This window comes from Pseudomonas sp. V88_4, from assembly GCF_029967985.1.
Classification (GTDB): domain Bacteria; phylum Pseudomonadota; class Gammaproteobacteria; order Pseudomonadales; family Pseudomonadaceae; genus Aquipseudomonas; species Aquipseudomonas glycinae.
The window spans coordinates 192,417-208,920 of the sequence record NZ_JASCAF010000001.1; the positions used below are offsets into that span (position 1 = coordinate 192,417).

A 16,504-nucleotide genomic window follows, 5' to 3' on the forward strand; every position below is an offset into this window, starting at 1 on the left:
ACCTGCTTATTCTTCGCTGGTGTGCACTTTGCGGTGCAGGATCGCCTGGAACTCATCGGCGAAGGTGTAGTAGCGGCTCAGCAAGGTTTCGCTGCGGGCAGAGAAACGGTTGTAAGCAATAACGGCCGGGATCGCGGCGAACAGACCGATCGCGGTGGCGATCAGGGCTTCGGCGATGCCGGGTGCGACGGTGGCCAGAGTGGCCTGCTGGGCGCTGGCCAGACCACGGAAGGAGTTCATGATCCCCCAGACGGTACCGAACAGACCAATGTACGGGCTGACGGAACCGACGGTGGCGAGGAACGGCAGGCTCTGCTCGAGTTTCTCTTCCTCACGGGAGATGGCGACACGCATGGCACGAGCCACACCTTCCATCACCGCTTCAGGGTCGACGCCTGGCTGCTGACGCAGACGGGAGAATTCCTTGAAGCCCGCGCGGAAAATCTGCTCGACGCCGGAATCCGGATCCGGGTTGCTGCCGGCCTGACGGTAGAGTTTGGACAGGTCGATACCCGACCAGAATCGCTCCTCGAAGCTCTCGAGGGCACGTCGACCGGCGCGTATCAGATTGCTGCGCTGAAAGATCATGATCCATGAGGTCACCGATGCGGCCACCAGAGTCAACATTACCAACTGCACCACGATGCTGGCATTGCTGACCAGGCTCCACATGGAGGAATGGTCGACGACGTTAGCTTCCACGCTTTATCTCCTGCTTTGAGTGTGTACCCGTGCCGACCGCGTCGGCAAAGGCCGCACGCAGGTCTTCGGGAAGGGCCCGGGGTTTCAAACTGTTAGTGCGCACACAGGCCACCAGAAACTGCCCTTCGCAGAGCAGCACATTATCCGTTGCCCGCCTGACCTGCTGTCGAAAGCGCAGGCTGGCACGGTTCAATTCGATTACATCAGCGCTTACCAGAAGTTCGTCATCCAGTCGCGCCGGCGCGTGATAACGCGCTTCGCTGGAATGCACGACGAACAACAGGTCCTCCCCTGCCAGCGCCGACTGGGCAAAGCCCAGCTCCCGGAGCCGCTCGGTTCGAGCCCGTTCCATAAACTTGAGGTAATTAACGTAATACACGATGCCGCCCGCATCGGTGTCCTCGTAATAAACGCGACAACGATGTGCGAACGGCTCAAGCCCGTTTTGCGCGCGCATACTCTAGTGCTTACTCCTCGGGTTGCCAATCCGGCCAGGCAACTGTTTTTCATTGTTGGAAGGCTTTACCGCAAAAGTACCGTCCTGTGACAGTACAAACGCTGAATAAATCGACAATAAATGTGTATCAATCGTCCACGGCATCGAGAAACTCGTCTACCACGGGCATCTCGCCCATTCGTGTCGGAATGTTTAAACCAAAATGCAGGTACGCGTGACGGGTAACCACCCTGCCCCGCGGCGTACGCATGATGTAGCCCTGCTGAATCAGGTACGGCTCGAGCACGTCTTCAATGGTGTGGCGCTCTTCGCTGATCGCCGCCGCCAGACTGTCAATGCCTACCGGGCCGCCGTCAAACTTCTCGATCATGGTCAACAGCAGACGCCGGTCCTGATGATCGAAACCATGCTCGTCGACATCCAGCAGGTTCAACGCCAGATCTGCGACGGATTTGGTGATGTGGCCCTTGGCCCGGACTTCGGCGAAATCCCGCACCCGACGCAGCAGTCGGTTGGCGATCCGCGGCGTGCCACGGGCGCGGCGGGCAATCTCGAAAGATCCTTCCGGATCCAGCGGCAAACCGAGGATATTCGCCGAACGGCTGACAATCGTCGCCAGGTCAGCGGTGCTGTAGAACTCGAGACGCTGGACGATGCCGAAACGGTCGCGCAACGGGTTAGTCAGCATGCCCGCCCGCGTGGTCGCACCAACCAGGGTGAACGGCGGCAGATCGAGCTTGATCGAACGCGCCGCCGGCCCTTCACCGATCATGATGTCGAGCTGGAAATCCTCCATGGCCGGGTACAGCACTTCTTCGACGATCGGCGACAGACGATGGATTTCATCGATGAACAGCACGTCGTGCGGTTCAAGGTTGGTCAACAGCGCCGCCAGATCACCTGGACGTTCCAGCACCGGACCGGAAGTGCTCTTGATCGACACGCCCATTTCCTGAGCAATGATGTTCGCCAAGGTGGTTTTACCCAGCCCCGGCGGACCGAAGATCAGCGTGTGGTCGAGGGATTCGCTACGGCCACGGGCGGCCTGGATAAACAATTCCATCTGCTCGCGAACGGTCGGCTGGCCGATGTATTCGGCCAGGCTGACGGGACGTATCGCCCGATCCTGGACTTCTTCGCGCTCACGCGGGCTGTGCGTGGCGGCGATCAGACGATCAGCTTCAATCACTTAAATCATTCCCTTCAGGGCGCGTCGAATCATGTCTTCGCTGCTCAGGCCTTTCTCTTTGATCGCGGAAATCGCCTTGCTCGCTTCCTGAGGCTTGTAGCCCAGGGAAATCAGCGCGCTGACCGCATCGTTCTCGGCCGTATTGACCGGCGCCGGGCCGTCCGGCTGGTTCGGCACCAGCGCGAACATGGCCGGCGAGGTTTCCCAGGCCTTGAAGCGATCCTTGAGCTCGACCAGCAGGCGTTCGGCGGTTTTCTTGCCCACACCCGGCACCTTGGTCAGCGCCGAGGTGTCCTGGGATTGCACGCAGCGGATCAGTTCGTCGACTTCAAGACTCGACATCAAGGCCAGGGCCAGTTTCGGCCCTACACCGTTGAGACGGATCAACTCGCGAAAAAAGTCTCGCTCACGCTTGCCGGCAAAGCCATAGAGTAACTGCGCGTCTTCGCGTACGACCAAATGGGTGTGCAAGGTCAGCGGTTCACCGACCGACGGCAGGCGATAAAGGGTGGTCATGGGCACTTCCAGCTCATACCCGAGGCCGTTTACATCCAGAATCAGGTGCGGCGGCTGTTTCTCAGCCAGAGTGCCGCGCAAGCGTCCAATCACGTTTCAGATCCTTGAGCGTTGGCCAGCCGTGGGCTGGCGACCGACAGAGCATGGATTCACGGCCGACAACCCAGGCACGAAATCCACATTCCGTGAAATTGACTGCTGATGCTATCAGAGACGCAGACGCCCGCCACGACTGCGTGCAGTTCCCAAGCCGTGCGGCAACAGACTGGAGCGGGTGTGAGCGTGACAAATGGCGATGGCCAGGGCATCCGATGCGTCGATTTGCGGTTTGCTGGTCAGCTTGAGCATGTGCATGACCATCATCTGCACCTGCTCTTTATTGGCAGCACCGGTTCCCACCACAGCCTGCTTGACCTGAGTGGCCGTGTACTCGGCGATCTCCAGGCTTTCTTCGGCGCCGGCAACGATAGCGGCCCCACGGGCCTGCCCGAGCTTGAGCGCCGAGTCGGCGTTTTTTGCCATGAACACCTTTTCGATGCCCATGGTGACCGGGCCGTAGGTCTGGATGATTTCCCGCACGCCGCGGTAGACAATCTGCAACCGCTCATGCAGCTCGCCGGCACCGGTGCGGATACAACCCGAGGCGACGTAGATGCAACCGCCGCGTCCGGTATCGCGAACAATGCCGTAACCGGTAATGCGCGAACCGGGGTCGATACCAAGAATTAAAGTCATAAGCCTGCTGGTTCGAAAAAACACAAAAAACAAATGTGGGAGCTGGTTTGCCAGCGATGACGGTGTGTCAGGCACCATCATTGGCTGATGTGCCGACGCCATCGCTGGCAAGCCAGCTCCCACATTGAGCCTAGTCGCTCTTAACCGAGCTGAGCGGCCACGTCTTCCGGAATGTCCGCGTTGGAGTAGACGTTCTGCACGTCGTCCAGGTCTTCCAGCATGTCGATCAGCTTGAGCACCTTCTCGGCGCCCTCCAGATCCAGTTCGGCGCTGGTGGTCGGCTGCATGACGATTTCCGCGTCATCCCCCTTGAAACCGGCGGCTTCCAGGGCATTGCGTACCGCGTAGAAGCTGGTGAACGAGGTGAACACGTCGATCGAGCCATCTTCGTGACTGACCACGTCGTCGGCATCGGCTTCCAGCGCGGCCTCTGTCAGCGCGTCTTCGTCAACGCCCGGGGCAAAGCTGATCTGGCCCTTGCGTTCGAACAGATAGGCTACCGAACCGTCGGTACCGAGGTTGCCGCCACACTTGCTGAACGCGTGGCGCACGGCCGCTGCGGTACGGTTGCGGTTGTCGGTCATGCACTCGACCATCACCGCCACGCCGCCCGGGCCGTAACCTTCGTAGGTCAGTTCTTCAACGTTGTCGGCTTCGGTCGCACCGGCGCCACGGGCCACGGCACGGTCGATGATGTCGCGACTCATGTTGGCGCCCAGCGCCTTGTCCAGCGCCAGACGCAGACGCGGGTTGGAGCCCGGATCACCGCCGCCCTGACGGGCCGCCACGGTCAGTTCGCGGATCCACTTGGTGAAGATCTTGCCTCTCTTGGCATCCTGGCGTTCTTTGCGGTGCTTGATGTTCGCCCACTTGGAATGACCTGCCATAACTCGCTCCGAATTCTCTTGAACAATGCCCGCCATGCAGGTGCATCGGCCAGCAAAAAAAATCTTGTTTTCAATCACTGCAGAAAGAAAAAAGGCGCATCCGAAGATGCGCCTTCAGGCCCGTCTTACTCAGCCTTCGGCGTTTCGCGCAAACGAATGTGCAGTTCGCGCAATGCCTTCGCGTCCACGACACCCGGTGCCTGCGTCATCACGTCGGCAGCACTCTGGGTTTTCGGGAAGGCGATCACTTCACGGATCGACTGGGCACCGGTCATCAGCATCACCAGACGGTCCAGACCGAAGGCCAGACCACCGTGTGGCGGCGCGCCGTATTTCAGGGCGTCGAGCAGGAAGCCGAACTTCTCTTCCTGTTCCGCTTCGTTGATGCCCAGCAGACGGAACACCGCCTGTTGCATCTCTTTGCGGTGGATACGGATCGAACCGCCACCCAGCTCGGTGCCGTTCAGCACCATGTCGTAGGCACGGGACAGAGCGCCAGCGGGGTTGGCTTCGAGCTCTTCCGGAGTGCACTTCGGCGCGGTGAACGGATGGTGCAAGGCGGAGAAACTGCCGTCGTCGTTCTCTTCGAACATCGGGAAGTCGACGACCCACATCGGAGCCCATTCGCAGGTCAGCAACTTCAGGTCATGACCGAGCTTGATACGCAGCGCGCCCAGGGCTTCGCTGACGATCTTGGCCTTGTCGGCGCCGAAGAACACGATGTCGCCGTCGACTGCGCCCACGCGATCGAGGATCACGTTCAGATTGGCTTCCGGGATGTTTTTAACGATCGGCGATTGCAGACCGTCAACACCGGCCGCACGCTCGTTGACCTTGATGTACGCCAGGCCCTTGGCACCGTAGATGCCGACGAACTTGGTGTAGTCGTCGATCTGCTTGCGCGGCATGCTCGCCCCGCCTGGAACGCGCAGCGCGGCGATACGGCATTTCGGGTCGTTGGCAGGGCCGCTGAAGACCTTGAAATCCACTTCTTTCAGTTGGTCGGCCACGTCTACCAGTTCCAGCGGGTTACGCAGGTCTGGTTTGTCGGAACCGTAACGGCGCATGGCTTCTTCGAAGGTCATGTGCGGGAACTCGCCGAATTCCAGATCCAGCACTTCCTTGAACAGGTTGCGGATCATGCCTTCGGTCAGGCCCATGATGTCTTTTTCGTCGAGGAAGCTGGTCTCGATGTCGATCTGAGTGAACTCAGGCTGACGGTCGGCACGCAGGTCTTCGTCGCGGAAGCACTTGGCGATCTGGTAGTAGCGGTCGAAACCGGCAACCATCAGCAGTTGCTTGAACAGCTGTGGCGATTGCGGCAGCGCGAAGAACGAACCGGCGTGGGTACGGCTCGGCACGAGGTAGTCGCGCGCGCCTTCCGGAGTGGCACGGGTCAGGATCGGGGTTTCGACGTCGAGGAAGCCGTTCTCGTCCAGGTAGCGACGGATGCTGGTGGTCATGCGCGAACGCAGACGCAGCTTCTCGGCCATTTCCGGACGACGCAGGTCCAGGAAGCGATAACGCAGACGGGTTTCTTCGCCGACGTCGGAGAATTCGTTCAGCGGGAACGGCGGGGTTTCCGACTCGTTCAACACTTCCAGTTCGTAGCCCAGCACTTCGATCATGCCCGACGCCATGTTGGCGTTGGTGGCACCGGCCGGACGCAGACGCACCTTGCCGGTGATCTTCACGACGTATTCGCTGCGCACGCGATCGGCGGCGGCGAAGCTCTCGGCGCGATCCGGATCGAACACTACCTGGGCCAGACCGTCACGATCACGGATATCGAGGAAAATCACCCCGCCGTGGTCGCGACGACGGTGAACCCATCCGCAAAGGGTAATTTCCTGGCCTTCCAGGCTTTCGTTCAGTTGGCCGCAATAATGGCTGCGCATCATGGTAGTGGTTCGCTTCTCGTAATTCGAAATTCGGTGGAGATCCCGCTGCACTCAAGCACTGTGCAACGTGTGGAAACTCGCGCGTGTCGTTCGACCTGGGTTTGAACCCTAGTCAGATTTGTCGCCACCGGCCAGATTCTTCTTCGCGCCGGTCTTGAAATCGGTTTCGTACCAGCCACTGCCACTGAGGCGAAAGCCCGGCATCGACAGTTGCTTCTTGAGTTCAGGCGCCTGGCAGGCAGGGCAATCGACCAGTGGTGCGTCGCTGATCTTTTGAATGGCTTCCAACTGATGACCACAGGAAGCACATTGGTAATCGTACATCGGCATGGGGTTGTCTCGGCAATCAGATTGCCAGCACACGCGGGGCTGTGCGGCGAAAGAGCGGGATTATATCCATTAAATGCGGCCTGTGCAGCCGTAAGACTGCACAGGCCGTATCGTCAGTGACAACCCGCGTCGTGCATCCCCGGAGAATCCCGCAGGCCATGCACCACGCACACTACCCGTACCAGACCACTGAAGTTTTTCACCCCGCCATGGCGCAGGTGTACTTCACGGTCGAGACGGGACAACAGCGTGCCGACCGAACAGCAATTATCCTCGGCCATCCGGCCCAGGATATTCCAGTAAACCTGTTCGAGCCGCATGCAGGTCGCAAACCCGTTCAAGCGGACCGACCGGGACAGCGGACGGATCAACGCCATGTCGAACCCGCCGAGAAACGGTTCCACAAACCTGTCCTGTTGCGAGCCGACAGCAATGCCGCCTCGCCTGTCTGCACATTCCATATCGTTGACACTCCTTTGTCATTCCTGCACTTGTTATCAAGGCAACATCCTGTGACCTCATTAAAAGCGCAGGCGCAAAGGCAGATCCAGATGACTTTTGGACCCTTCACGTAGGATAAGCCAACGCGACACGGAGGATCATGGAGCGGTGGGTCTCGTTCCTCGTTTCCTACTGTCGTGAATGATTTTTCCAGGGGAGAAAGACAACAGCGCACGAACCCGGGGTGTCCGTGCGCTTCCCGCCATCAGGCCTCAAGCAGTGCGCGCAACATCCACGCGGTTTTCTCATGAACCTGCATGCGTTGAGTCAGCAGGTCGGCGGTCGGCTCATCGCTGACTTTATCCAGCAGAGGGAATATCCCCCGCGCCGTGCGAGTGACGGCCTCCTGACCCTCGACCAATTGCTTGATCATGTCCTCGGCACTCGGCACCCCTTCCTCCTCTTTTATAGAAGACAGACGGGCGTAGGTTGCATATGCGCCTGGCGCCGGAAACCCCAACGCCCGGATGCGTTCGGCGATCAAGTCCACCGCCAGGGCCAGTTCGTTGTATTGCTCCTCGAACATCAGATGCAGGGTCCGGAACATCGGCCCGGTGACGTTCCAGTGGAAGTTGTGGGTCTTCAGATACAGCACGTAGGTGTCCGACAGCAGGCGCGAGAGCCCTTCGACGATGGATTTGCGGTCTGCTTCACTGATACCGATATCGATTGCCATGCTTACCCCCTAACGGCGATTGAGTTCATCCAGCAGGTGTCGTTCCACTGTAGCAAGGCCACCCCCGCCCCGCAGCCCCCGGATGACACCGATAGAGGCGACAAATCGTCCGACGCCTGCCGCCGGCCGGCGTAATTTGAGTACCCGCAGGCTTTGCTGTTAAATAGGCAGTGTGTCGCTACGCCCCGTTTTCCGGGCCTGCGCATAGGCTGATGCCGGGTACGTGTCCAACGCCTCTTTATTGTTCCGAAGCGAACCGTGCGCCTTCAGCTCTTCCTTGTGAGCCGTCATAACGTGAGTCAATAAAAATGTTGAAAATCGTCCACCTGCTAATGGGCGCAGCAGCCTTGCTGCTGTCCTTCATACCTAGCCTGAAGTCCGAAGCGGTACCTTACCTGCAACAACCCGATGCACTTTACCTGGCCTTCTTCGGCCTGCTGAACCTGATCCTTGCGCCAGTCATGCCTAACTGGAACAAAGGTCCGCGCCAGCATCTGCAAAACCTGGTCAGCGCCCTGCTGGTGCTGACCGTTGTCCTGCAAACCCTGACCCTGATCGCGCCGATGCCTGTCATCGCCGGCCAGCCAGCCGTGCTGTTCAGCCTGGTGATCGCTCTGGTCGCCGTGGTTCTGCACCTGGCCGTCAGCTTCTACAAGTCCTCACCGGCCGCCGCGACGCAAAGCTACGACATGAGCAACCGCGATACCGGCACCGTCAAGTGGTTCAACACCTCCAAGGGCTTCGGTTTTATCTCCCGGGATTCCGGCGATGATATTTTCGTGCACTTTCGCGCCATCCGTGGCGAAGGCCACCGCGTCCTGGTCGAAGGCCAGCGCGTGGAGTTCTCGGTGATGAACCGTGACAAGGGCCTGCAGGCCGAAGACGTGATCGCCGCCCTGCCGCGTCGCTGATTCACGCTTCCCGGCAATAAAAAAACCGCGAACAGCCTGGCTGTTCGCGTTTTTTTTATTCACGGGAGCCCGCCCACAGACCTCTCAATAGTGCGGCGGTGGCGCGTCTTCTTCAAAAGACCCGATCTGGCCGACCATCTCTTCCTGACGCTTGAGCACGGCAGCCATCTGCAACTGCAAACGCTCAACCACTCGCTGCTGCTCCACCAGCACATCATTCAATGCCTGAATGGTGTCGTCCTGAAACGCCAGGCGGCTTTCCAGCTCGGTAACACGTTGTTCGAGGCTCATGACTCAGCCCTCCAGAAAGGTGAAATCTTCGTCCAGCACCAGACGCAGGCGCTCGCGGATCGCGGCCACTTGCTCGGCACTGTAAGGTTTGGCGGGGTGCTTGCCCCAGACCGGCGCCGGCCAGGCGGCATCGTCCCGCTTACGCACGATCACATGCATATGCAGTTGGCTGACCACATTACCCAGGGTCGCGACATTCATCTTGTCGGCGTCGAAGGAATCCTTGAGCACCTCGGCCAGCGCCGTGGTTTCCTGCCACAGGCGCTGCTGGTCGGCGACATCCAACTGAAACAACTCGCTGATATCGTCGCGGCGTGGCACCAGGATGAACCACGGGTAGTTGGCATCGTTGGACAACAGCAGTCGGCAGAGCGGGAAGTCGCCGATGGTCAGGGTGTCCTGTTGAAGTCGTGAATCTAAAGCAAACACTGCGCGCACTCCTGGCGAAATGACCTGTTTTCAGCTTAGCGCCCCACCCTGAAAGCAGCGCGCCAAGCGACTGGAGGGCAGCATACCTGCGATTGACGTGCCCTTCACTGCGAATGCGCCACGGCAAGGAATCTTACGCGCCCTGCAAAGTGACATTTGTGGCACGAGCGCACCAGAACAGAACCAGCACTGTATTCGAACGCGGGAAACGACCGGCTCAGAAAGCAACGTTTACGAACCATCGACGGCTCAACTGTATGAATTCAGTACAGCCAATAAAATTTTTTGCACCAAAACCGCACAGTGCGTCTACGCTCAGTGCGTCGGGCATCCGCCGAATACTCACCGACGGGGTGAACCGGTAACGTTTTTGGTTGTCGCGCCGCGACTTTCAGGGAGCAACACCATGCGAAGGATGGCGTCAAGCCTGTTCGAAAGCCCCTCGAAGCCCCCGGTTTTATGAGGTTTTTACAGCACCTGACGAGCATCTTGAAAAAAACCGGAACAATTCAGCGGTTTGTGCACGCTTGTTGCATTCATACCCATATGGACTATAAGCGCACCACAAGAAGTGGATGCCTTGAGCCCCATAAAAACAGTGGCAGGGTTGCCCGATGGAGATTCAAGCGTTTTGCCAAGGGACTCTTTTTTACCGATGCTCAAGCTCTGTAAAACAGCGCTGAAGTTGTCAGTCCCATTGCATTTGGACTGTAAATTTGCGACATCTACCAAGCCGTTTGCGACACGCTCGTAAAGAAGCTGAAAGGTTGGATTCGCAAGTATCGCCAACATGGTCGGCGTGATATAAGTTTGCGCCGACACAAAAAGAAAGAGCCGCCCAGATAATAAAACAGGTGGGACGGCAGTACTCTTCTAAAACCAAAGGAGCAAATCACGATGCGCGTGATGAAGTGGAGCATGATCGCACTGGCAGTTGCTGCAGCAGCCAGTACTCAAGTGGCTACGGCCGCACCGTTTGTAAGTGACCAGGCTGAAGCCAAAGGTTTTGTTGAAGACGCGAAACTCACCGAGACGTTGAAGAACTACTACTTCAACCGCGACAACAAGAACGGCAGCCGCGACCAGAAAGACTGGACCCAGGGCTTCCTCACCAACTTCAACTCCGGTTACACCCAAGGTACTGTCGGCGTAGGTATCGACGCATTCGGTTACCTGGCTGTCAAACTGGATGGCGGTGACGGCACTTCCGGTTCGGGCAACATGAGCCGTAGCGACACCCCGAATGCCAAAGGCGTTCGTGAAGCGGACAATAGCCAAGGCAAAGCCGGCGCGGCCATCAAGTTCCGAATCTCCAAAACCGAACTGAAAATTGGTGATCAACAGCCAAGCACTGCTCCAGTGTTCGCTGTCGGCGGTTCCCGTATCCTTCCTCAAACTGCCAGCGGCTTCCAGCTGCAGAGCAGCGAAGTCAAAGATCTTGACCTCGAAGCCGGTCACTTCTACTCGGCGACAAGCCAGGACAAGAACGCCCGTGACGGCGAGCTATGGGCAACCTACGCCAACGTCAAGGCTGACTCGATCGACTACTTCGGCGGCAAATACGGCATCACCGACAACCTGTCGGCTTCGCTGTACGGCGCCAAGCTGGAAGACATCTGGAACCAGTACTACGCCAACGTGAACCTCACTACCCCATTCGGTGGTGACACTTCGCTGAACACTGACTTCAACATTTACCGCACCACCGACACCGGCAGCGCCAAAGCGGGCGAGATCAGCAACACTGCGTTCTCCCTGGCAACCGCCTTGTCGTTCCTGAAGGCACACACCTTCACCCTGGCCTTCCAGAAGGTCAATGGCGATACTCCGTTTGACTACATCGGTGTCGGCGGCCACGGTCCTTCGAACCGCGGTGGCGACTCGATCTTCCTCGCCAACTCCATCCAGTACTCTGACTTCAACGGCCCAGGCGAGAAATCCCTGCAAGCCCGTTACGACCTGAAAATGGCTGAGTATGGCGTTCCTGGCCTGAGCTTCATGGTTCGTTACGTCAAAGGTTGGGACATCGACGGTACCCACACTCCAGCGGGCAGCCTTTACACCGGTGCTTACGGTGAAGACGGCAAACACCACGAAACCAACTTTGAAGCCAAATATGTGGTTCAAAGCGGTCCGGCAAAAGACCTGTCCTTCCGTATTCGTCAAGCGTGGCACGTTGCTAACGCTGATGAAGGCGAAGGCGACGTTAAAGAGTTCCGTCTGATCACCGAGTACCCACTGAACATCTTGTAATCGTCAGTGGTTAGTTTGGTAGCATAAAAAAAGGCCCATCTTCGGATGGGCCTTTTTGTTATCTGTCACTTGTAATAAATGCCTGACCAACAAGTCAGGCAATTAATTAGCAACCTATCATTACACCGCCGATTCCTGAACCACACGAATCACTCGTTGTGGAAACGGGATATCAATTCCGGCAGTCTTTAAACGATCACGGGACTGTTCGTTAAACATGAACATCACATCCCAATAGTCTGCGGTTTTAACCCAGACGCGCAGGGAAACAGTGATCGAACTGTCACCCAGTGTCGAAATAACGGCCTGAGGCGCCGGATCCTGCAACACGCGATCATCCTTGGCCAGATCCAGCAGCACCTGACGGGCCTTTTGCAGATCGGCTTCGTAATCCACACCCACGTCAAACACAACCTTGCGGGTCGGCTGACGGTTGGTATTGGTGATGATGCCATTCGACAGGTTGCCGTTCGGCACGATGATGGTCTTGTTGTCGCCGGTACGCAGCACAGTGTGGAAGATCTGGATGCTGTCGACGGTACCCGCCACACCCTGGGCTTCGATCCAGTCACCGATACGGAACGGACGGAACAGCAGAATCAGCACGCCACCGGCGAAGTTCGCCAGACTGCCCTGCAACGCCAGACCGATGGCCAGGCCAGCCGCACCGATCGCCGCGACGAACGAGGTGGTCTCGACACCGATCATCGACGCCACGCTGACGATCAGCAGCACCTTGAGAATGATGTTGGCCAGGCTGCTGATGAAACCTTGCAGCGCCAGGTCGGCATTGCGCAGGGCCAGCAGGCCGCCGAGCTTTTGCGTGACCTTGTTGATCAGCCACCAGCCGATGGCCAAGGTGATCACCGCCAGCAGCACACGACTGCCGTATTCCATGATCATCGGAATCCACGCCTGGGACGCCTTGACCAGGTTGTCCACCTCAGCATTCAAATCCATCTTTTATCTCCTGATTGCCGGCTTCCCGGGCTGTAAAAAACCAGCGGCAGAAAGACCGGGCCGTAAGGGGCTCAATCGTTTCTGCCGTTGCTTGGGCCTCGGACGCCTTAAACGCCGAGAGGTTCCCGACCGAAAAGCTTAGTCGCGGAAGTTGTTGAACTGCAGTGGCATGCCGAATTCCTTGGCGCGCAGGGCTGCGATGGCCTCCTGCAAATCGTCACGCTTTTTGCCGGTCACACGCACCTGCTCGCCCTGAATGGCGGCCTGCACCTTGAGCTTGGCTTCCTTGATGTGGCCAACGATTTTCTTCGCCAGTTCCTTGTCGATGCCTTCCTTGAGGACGGCGTCCTGTTTCATCAGCTTGCCCGAAGCGAAGGAGTCTTTGACTTCAAGGCACTGCACATCGATCTTGCGCTTGACCAGGGCCAGCTTGAGGATCTCGATCATCGCTTCCAGCTGGAAATCGGCTTCAGCGGTCAGGTGGACGGTCAGGTCCTTTTCCTTGTATTCGAAGCTGCCCTTGCCTTTCAGGTCATAACGACGATCGAGTTCCTTCACGGCGTTCTCGACCGCGTTGGTGAGTTCGTGTTTGTCCAGTTCGGATACCACGTCGAACGACGGCATGTAAGTTCTCCAATAAAAAGGCGCGCTCGTGCGGGACGCGGCGCGCTTGGCTTGCGGTTAAAATCGGGCTCATTATAACGGGTCTTTTCCCACCGACACGGCGAGCCTTGCATGCCTGTACCTTACCGAGTGAAAAACTGATGTCCACCCCCTGGCATGTCCTCGGCGCCGGAAGTCTCGGCACGCTCTGGGCCACGCGCCTGGCCCGGGCCGGCCTGCCGGTTCGGTTGATCCTGCGCGACATGGACCGCTTGCACGACTATGCAACGGCGGGCGGCCTGACCCTCGTCGAACAAGGCGTGGCCAGCAGTTACGCCATCCCCGGCGAAACCCCGGACAGCCCCGAACCGATCCGCCGCCTGCTCGTGGCCTGTAAGGCCTACGACGCCGAAGCGGCTGTGGCCGGACTTGCCCATCGCCTGGCACCGGACGCCGAACTGATTCTTTTACAGAACGGCCTCGGCAGCCAGGAAGCGGTCGCCGCGCGAGTGCCGCAGGCCCGCTGCATCAGCGCCTCCAGCACCGAAGGCGCCTTTCGCGATGGTGACTGGCGCGTGGTGTTCGCTGGCCATGGCTACACCTGGCTGGGGGATGCCGGTCATCCGGTAGCACCGATCTGGCTGGACGATCTTGAGGCGGCGAAAATCCCCCATGAATGGAGCGCCGATATCCTCACCCGTCTGTGGCGCAAACTGGCACTCAACTGTGCAATCAATCCGCTGACGGTGCTGCACGACTGCCGCAACGGCGGCTTGCAGCAACATCACTGCGAAGTCGCCACCCTGTGCGGCGAACTGACCGAACTGCTCGAACGCTGCGGTCAACCGGCTGCAGCGGACAATTTGCAGCTGGAAGTCGAGCGGGTGATCCAGGCCACGGCGGCGAATTTCTCGTCGATGTATCAGGATGTGGCCAGTAAACGCCGCACCGAGATCAGCTATCTGCTCGGCCATGCCTGCAAGGTTGCCCAGCGTCACCAGTTGAACCTGCCGCATCTCAAGCAATTGCAGGAGCGCCTGACCGCTCATCTGCACAGTCTCGGATTGCCCGTCGACTGAGCAGCGGCTACGCTGGCCACTTGTTCCTTTGCTGCGATTAACCTGATGCCATTGCGCCAGCGTCTTGAAAACCTGCCGGTCGGCCAGAAACTGCTGGCCGCCCTGCTGGTGCTGTTGACCACCGTGTTGCTGGTCGCCAACCTGACCTTTATCAGCGCCGCCTATTACATTTCCCAGGAAAGCATGGCGCCCCAGGCCTTGCAGACCATCGGCCGGCTGGTGTCGAACCCGAGTCTGGTGGCCGAGGCCTTGCAGTCGCCGCAAAGCGCTGAACGCCTGCTCAAAGAGCTCGACAGCTATTCGCCGTTGCGCGCCGCCGCTCTATATGACGGCAAGGGCGAACGTCTGGCGCAATTGCAACGCGGCGACAAACTCAACCTGCCGGAACGCTATCGGCACATCGAAGCCTGGCAACTGACCGAATTTCGCAGCAACCAACTGATCACCCTGCCCCGTCCAGGCACCGCACCGGGCCACCTGTTACTGGTCGCCAGCAGCGAACTGCCGGTGGCGTTCTACACCGGCACGCTCACCGCCAGTCTGGGGATTCTGATTTTCAGTGTGCTGCTGTGGCTGGTCATTGCCCGGCAGATCAAACGCCTGATTACCCGGCCGATCCATCAGCTTGAAGAGCTGTCCCGCCAGGTGACCCGCGAGGAAAATTACGCCCTGCGCGCCTCTCGGGGTAACCGTGACGAAATCGGCAGTCTGGCCGAGGCGTTCAACACTATGCTTTCGCGCATCGAGGCGAGGGAGCAGCAACTCAAGCGAGCCCGCGACGACTCCCAGGCGGCCTACGATCAGGCCCAGGGGCTGGCCGAAGAAACCCGCCACACCAACCGCAAGCTGGAACTGGAAGTCCAGGTGCGCAGCAAGATCGAGAAGAAGCTCACCGGGTTCCAGAACTACCTCAACAGCATCATCGACTCCATGCCTTCGGCGCTGATCGCCCTCGACGAACAGCTCTACGTCACGCAATGGAACCAGGAAGCCAGCGCCCTTTCCGGTACACGACTGGACGAAGCGCTTAACCAGCCGATCTTCCTCGCCTTTGAGCCGCTCAAGCCGTTTCTGCCGCAACTCAAGCAGACCGTCGAGCAACACACGGTGGCGAAAATCGAGCGGGTGACGTGGTTCAAGGACGATGAACCCAAGCACTACGCGCTCACTTTCTATCCGTTGATGGGCGGCGCCGGGCGCGGTGTGGTGATCCGGATCGACGACATCACCCAGCGCCTGTCGCTGGAAGAAATGATGGTGCAGTCGGAGAAAATGCTGTCGGTCGGTGGCCTCGCCGCCGGCATGGCCCACGAGATCAATAACCCGCTGGGGGCGATCCTGCACAACGTGCAGAACATTCGCCGACGCCTGTCGCCGGACCTGCCGAAGAACCTTGAACAGGCCGAGCAACTGGGCATCGAACTCGATACCGTGAACCGTTACCTGCAAGGCCGTGAAGTCCCGCAACTGCTCGACGGCATCCAACAGGCCGGCGCGCGGGCGGCGAAAATCGTTACCCACATGCTCAGTTTCAGCCGCCGCAGCAACCGCCAGATGGCGCCGTGCGACCTGCCGGCGCTGATCGATCAAGCCGTGGAAATCGCCGGCAACGACTTCGACCTGGCCATCGGGTTCGACTTCAAGGGTCAGGCGATCATTCGCCAGTTCGACCCGGCGCTGGGCCCGGTGCCCGGCACTGCCAACGAATTGGAACAGGTCCTGCTGAACCTGCTGAAAAACGCCGCGCAGGCGATCCACCAGCGCGAAGATGACAGCGAGCCAGGGCGAATCACCTTGCGCACCCGGCTCAATCCGCCGTGGGCCGAGATTCAGGTCGAGGATAACGGCATCGGCATGAGCGAGAACGTGCGCAAGCGCACCTTCGAGCCGTTCTTCACCACCAAGGAAATCGGCCAGGGCACGGGCCTCGGGCTGTCGGTGTCGTACTTCATCATCACCAACAACCACAAAGGCCAGATGGAAGTGCAGTCGGCGCCGGGGCAAGGCACCTGCTTCACCCTGCGCCTGCCACTGGCGCAACCGGCGCCCATCGCCGCCGAAACCAATCAACTACCGAGGTAAAC

The 16,504-nt window shown here is 59.0% G+C and carries 19 protein-coding genes; 4 read left to right on the forward strand and 15 right to left on the reverse strand.

The window, feature by feature from the left end; all coding sequences use genetic code 11:
- Positions 1 to 6 precede the first annotated feature (6 nt).
- The 10 genes from tolQ to QLG12_RS00960 all read right to left on the reverse strand — a co-directional run bounded on the left by tolQ (position 7) and on the right by QLG12_RS00960 (position 7,894).
- Positions 7 to 702, reverse strand: a complete 696-nt coding sequence (tolQ, locus tag QLG12_RS00915; protein WP_039766018.1) for a protein TolQ — start codon at positions 700 to 702, stop codon at positions 7 to 9.
- Positions 692 to 1,159, reverse strand: coding sequence for a tol-pal system-associated acyl-CoA thioesterase (ybgC, locus tag QLG12_RS00920; RefSeq protein WP_007951203.1), 468 nt, complete (start codon positions 1,157 to 1,159; stop codon positions 692 to 694). Before ybgC ends, tolQ begins: the two co-directional genes overlap by 11 nt.
- Positions 1,160 to 1,286: 127 nt before the next feature.
- Complete coding sequence (gene ruvB, locus QLG12_RS00925; protein ID WP_011335643.1) at positions 1,287 to 2,348, reverse strand: Holliday junction branch migration DNA helicase RuvB; 1,062 nt, start codon at positions 2,346 to 2,348, stop codon at positions 1,287 to 1,289.
- Positions 2,349 to 2,957, reverse strand: a complete 609-nt coding sequence (ruvA, locus tag QLG12_RS00930; protein WP_007951205.1) for a Holliday junction branch migration protein RuvA — start codon at positions 2,955 to 2,957, stop codon at positions 2,349 to 2,351. It abuts the gene before it with no gap.
- Between the two features lie 114 nt (positions 2,958 to 3,071).
- Entirely contained in the window at positions 3,072 to 3,599 is a 528-nt protein-coding gene (gene ruvC, locus QLG12_RS00935) for a crossover junction endodeoxyribonuclease RuvC (RefSeq protein WP_007951206.1), read from the reverse strand.
- A gap of 140 nt (positions 3,600 to 3,739) precedes the next feature.
- Positions 3,740 to 4,486, reverse strand: coding sequence for a YebC/PmpR family DNA-binding transcriptional regulator (locus QLG12_RS00940; RefSeq protein ID WP_003227527.1), 747 nt, complete (start codon positions 4,484 to 4,486; stop codon positions 3,740 to 3,742).
- A gap of 125 nt (positions 4,487 to 4,611) precedes the next feature.
- Positions 4,612 to 6,387, reverse strand: coding sequence for an aspartate--tRNA ligase (gene aspS / locus QLG12_RS00945; RefSeq protein ID WP_064383752.1), 1,776 nt, complete (start codon positions 6,385 to 6,387; stop codon positions 4,612 to 4,614).
- Positions 6,388 to 6,495: 108 nt separating this feature from the next.
- Positions 6,496 to 6,717, reverse strand: coding sequence for a zinc ribbon domain-containing protein (locus tag QLG12_RS00950; protein WP_007951210.1), 222 nt, complete (start codon positions 6,715 to 6,717; stop codon positions 6,496 to 6,498).
- A gap of 113 nt (positions 6,718 to 6,830) precedes the next feature.
- On the reverse strand, positions 6,831 to 7,178 hold the full coding sequence (locus QLG12_RS00955) for a ribbon-helix-helix domain-containing protein (protein WP_064383753.1): 348 nt from the start codon (positions 7,176 to 7,178) through the stop codon (positions 6,831 to 6,833).
- Between the two features lie 245 nt (positions 7,179 to 7,423).
- Entirely contained in the window at positions 7,424 to 7,894 is a 471-nt protein-coding gene (locus tag QLG12_RS00960) for a Dps family protein (protein ID WP_064383754.1), read from the reverse strand.
- A 308-nt stretch (positions 7,895 to 8,202) separates the two neighbouring features.
- Here QLG12_RS00960 and QLG12_RS00965 point away from each other — a divergent pair, with 308 nt between their 5' ends.
- A complete protein-coding gene (locus tag QLG12_RS00965) occupies positions 8,203 to 8,805 on the forward strand; it encodes a cold-shock protein (RefSeq protein ID WP_197870391.1) in 603 nt (200 codons plus the stop codon).
- An 84-nt stretch (positions 8,806 to 8,889) separates the two neighbouring features.
- On the opposite strand, the gene QLG12_RS00970 is transcribed toward QLG12_RS00965, so the two are convergent.
- From QLG12_RS00970 to QLG12_RS00980, 3 genes are all read right to left on the reverse strand, one after another.
- The gene (locus QLG12_RS00970) at positions 8,890 to 9,096 is read right to left on the reverse strand and encodes a SlyX family protein (RefSeq protein ID WP_039766003.1); all 207 of its coding nucleotides are present in this window, start codon (positions 9,094 to 9,096) and stop codon (positions 8,890 to 8,892) included.
- A gap of 3 nt (positions 9,097 to 9,099) precedes the next feature.
- Entirely contained in the window at positions 9,100 to 9,525 is a 426-nt protein-coding gene (locus tag QLG12_RS00975) for an HIT domain-containing protein (protein ID WP_041475414.1), read from the reverse strand.
- Between the two features lie 468 nt (positions 9,526 to 9,993).
- The gene (locus QLG12_RS00980) at positions 9,994 to 10,347 is read right to left on the reverse strand and encodes a hypothetical protein (RefSeq protein ID WP_282473731.1); all 354 of its coding nucleotides are present in this window, start codon (positions 10,345 to 10,347) and stop codon (positions 9,994 to 9,996) included.
- Between the two features lie 75 nt (positions 10,348 to 10,422).
- Between QLG12_RS00980 and QLG12_RS00985 the strand changes: the two genes are divergently transcribed.
- Positions 10,423 to 11,778, forward strand: a complete 1,356-nt coding sequence (locus tag QLG12_RS00985; protein WP_197870387.1) for an OprD family porin — start codon at positions 10,423 to 10,425, stop codon at positions 11,776 to 11,778.
- A 120-nt stretch (positions 11,779 to 11,898) separates the two neighbouring features.
- Here the strand turns inward: QLG12_RS00985 and QLG12_RS00990 are convergent, their stop codons facing one another.
- Positions 11,899 to 12,738, reverse strand: a complete 840-nt coding sequence (locus tag QLG12_RS00990; protein ID WP_007951217.1) for a mechanosensitive ion channel domain-containing protein — start codon at positions 12,736 to 12,738, stop codon at positions 11,899 to 11,901.
- A gap of 138 nt (positions 12,739 to 12,876) precedes the next feature.
- Positions 12,877 to 13,362: a YajQ family cyclic di-GMP-binding protein gene (locus QLG12_RS00995; RefSeq protein WP_011335651.1), complete on the reverse strand. Its 486-nt coding sequence runs from the start codon at positions 13,360 to 13,362 to the stop codon at positions 12,877 to 12,879.
- Positions 13,363 to 13,502: 140 nt separating this feature from the next.
- On the opposite strand from QLG12_RS00995, the gene QLG12_RS01000 reads away from it, so the two are divergent.
- Positions 13,503 to 14,420, forward strand: a complete 918-nt coding sequence (locus QLG12_RS01000) for a putative 2-dehydropantoate 2-reductase (protein ID WP_197870383.1) — start codon at positions 13,503 to 13,505, stop codon at positions 14,418 to 14,420.
- 45 nt (positions 14,421 to 14,465) lie between these two features.
- A complete protein-coding gene (locus QLG12_RS01005; protein ID WP_064383758.1) occupies positions 14,466 to 16,502 on the forward strand; it encodes a HAMP domain-containing sensor histidine kinase in 2,037 nt (678 codons plus the stop codon).
- Positions 16,503 to 16,504 lie beyond the last annotated feature (2 nt).

Coding starts and splice junctions, on each gene's coding strand:
- QLG12_RS00995 (WP_011335651.1), bottom strand. CDS start 13,362: ATGCCGTCGTTCGACGTGGTATCCGAACTGGACAAACACGAACTCACC.
- QLG12_RS00960 (WP_064383754.1), bottom strand. CDS start 7,894: ATGGCAATCGATATCGGTATCAGTGAAGCAGACCGCAAATCCATCGTC.
- ybgC (WP_007951203.1), bottom strand. CDS start 1,159: ATGCGCGCGCAAAACGGGCTTGAGCCGTTCGCACATCGTTGTCGCGTT.
- QLG12_RS00990 (WP_007951217.1), bottom strand. CDS start 12,738: ATGGATTTGAATGCTGAGGTGGACAACCTGGTCAAGGCGTCCCAGGCG.
- QLG12_RS00970 (WP_039766003.1), bottom strand. CDS start 9,096: ATGAGCCTCGAACAACGTGTTACCGAGCTGGAAAGCCGCCTGGCGTTT.
- aspS (WP_064383752.1), bottom strand. CDS start 6,387: ATGATGCGCAGCCATTATTGCGGCCAACTGAACGAAAGCCTGGAAGGC.
- QLG12_RS00940 (WP_003227527.1), bottom strand. CDS start 4,486: ATGGCAGGTCATTCCAAGTGGGCGAACATCAAGCACCGCAAAGAACGC.
- QLG12_RS01000 (WP_197870383.1), top strand. CDS start 13,503: ATGTCCACCCCCTGGCATGTCCTCGGCGCCGGAAGTCTCGGCACGCTC.
- QLG12_RS00950 (WP_007951210.1), bottom strand. CDS start 6,717: ATGCCGATGTACGATTACCAATGTGCTTCCTGTGGTCATCAGTTGGAA.
- ruvC (WP_007951206.1), bottom strand. CDS start 3,599: ATGACTTTAATTCTTGGTATCGACCCCGGTTCGCGCATTACCGGTTAC.
- QLG12_RS00955 (WP_064383753.1), bottom strand. CDS start 7,178: ATGGAATGTGCAGACAGGCGAGGCGGCATTGCTGTCGGCTCGCAACAG.
- QLG12_RS01005 (WP_064383758.1), top strand. CDS start 14,466: ATGCCATTGCGCCAGCGTCTTGAAAACCTGCCGGTCGGCCAGAAACTG.
- QLG12_RS00985 (WP_197870387.1), top strand. CDS start 10,423: ATGCGCGTGATGAAGTGGAGCATGATCGCACTGGCAGTTGCTGCAGCA.
- QLG12_RS00965 (WP_197870391.1), top strand. CDS start 8,203: ATGTTGAAAATCGTCCACCTGCTAATGGGCGCAGCAGCCTTGCTGCTG.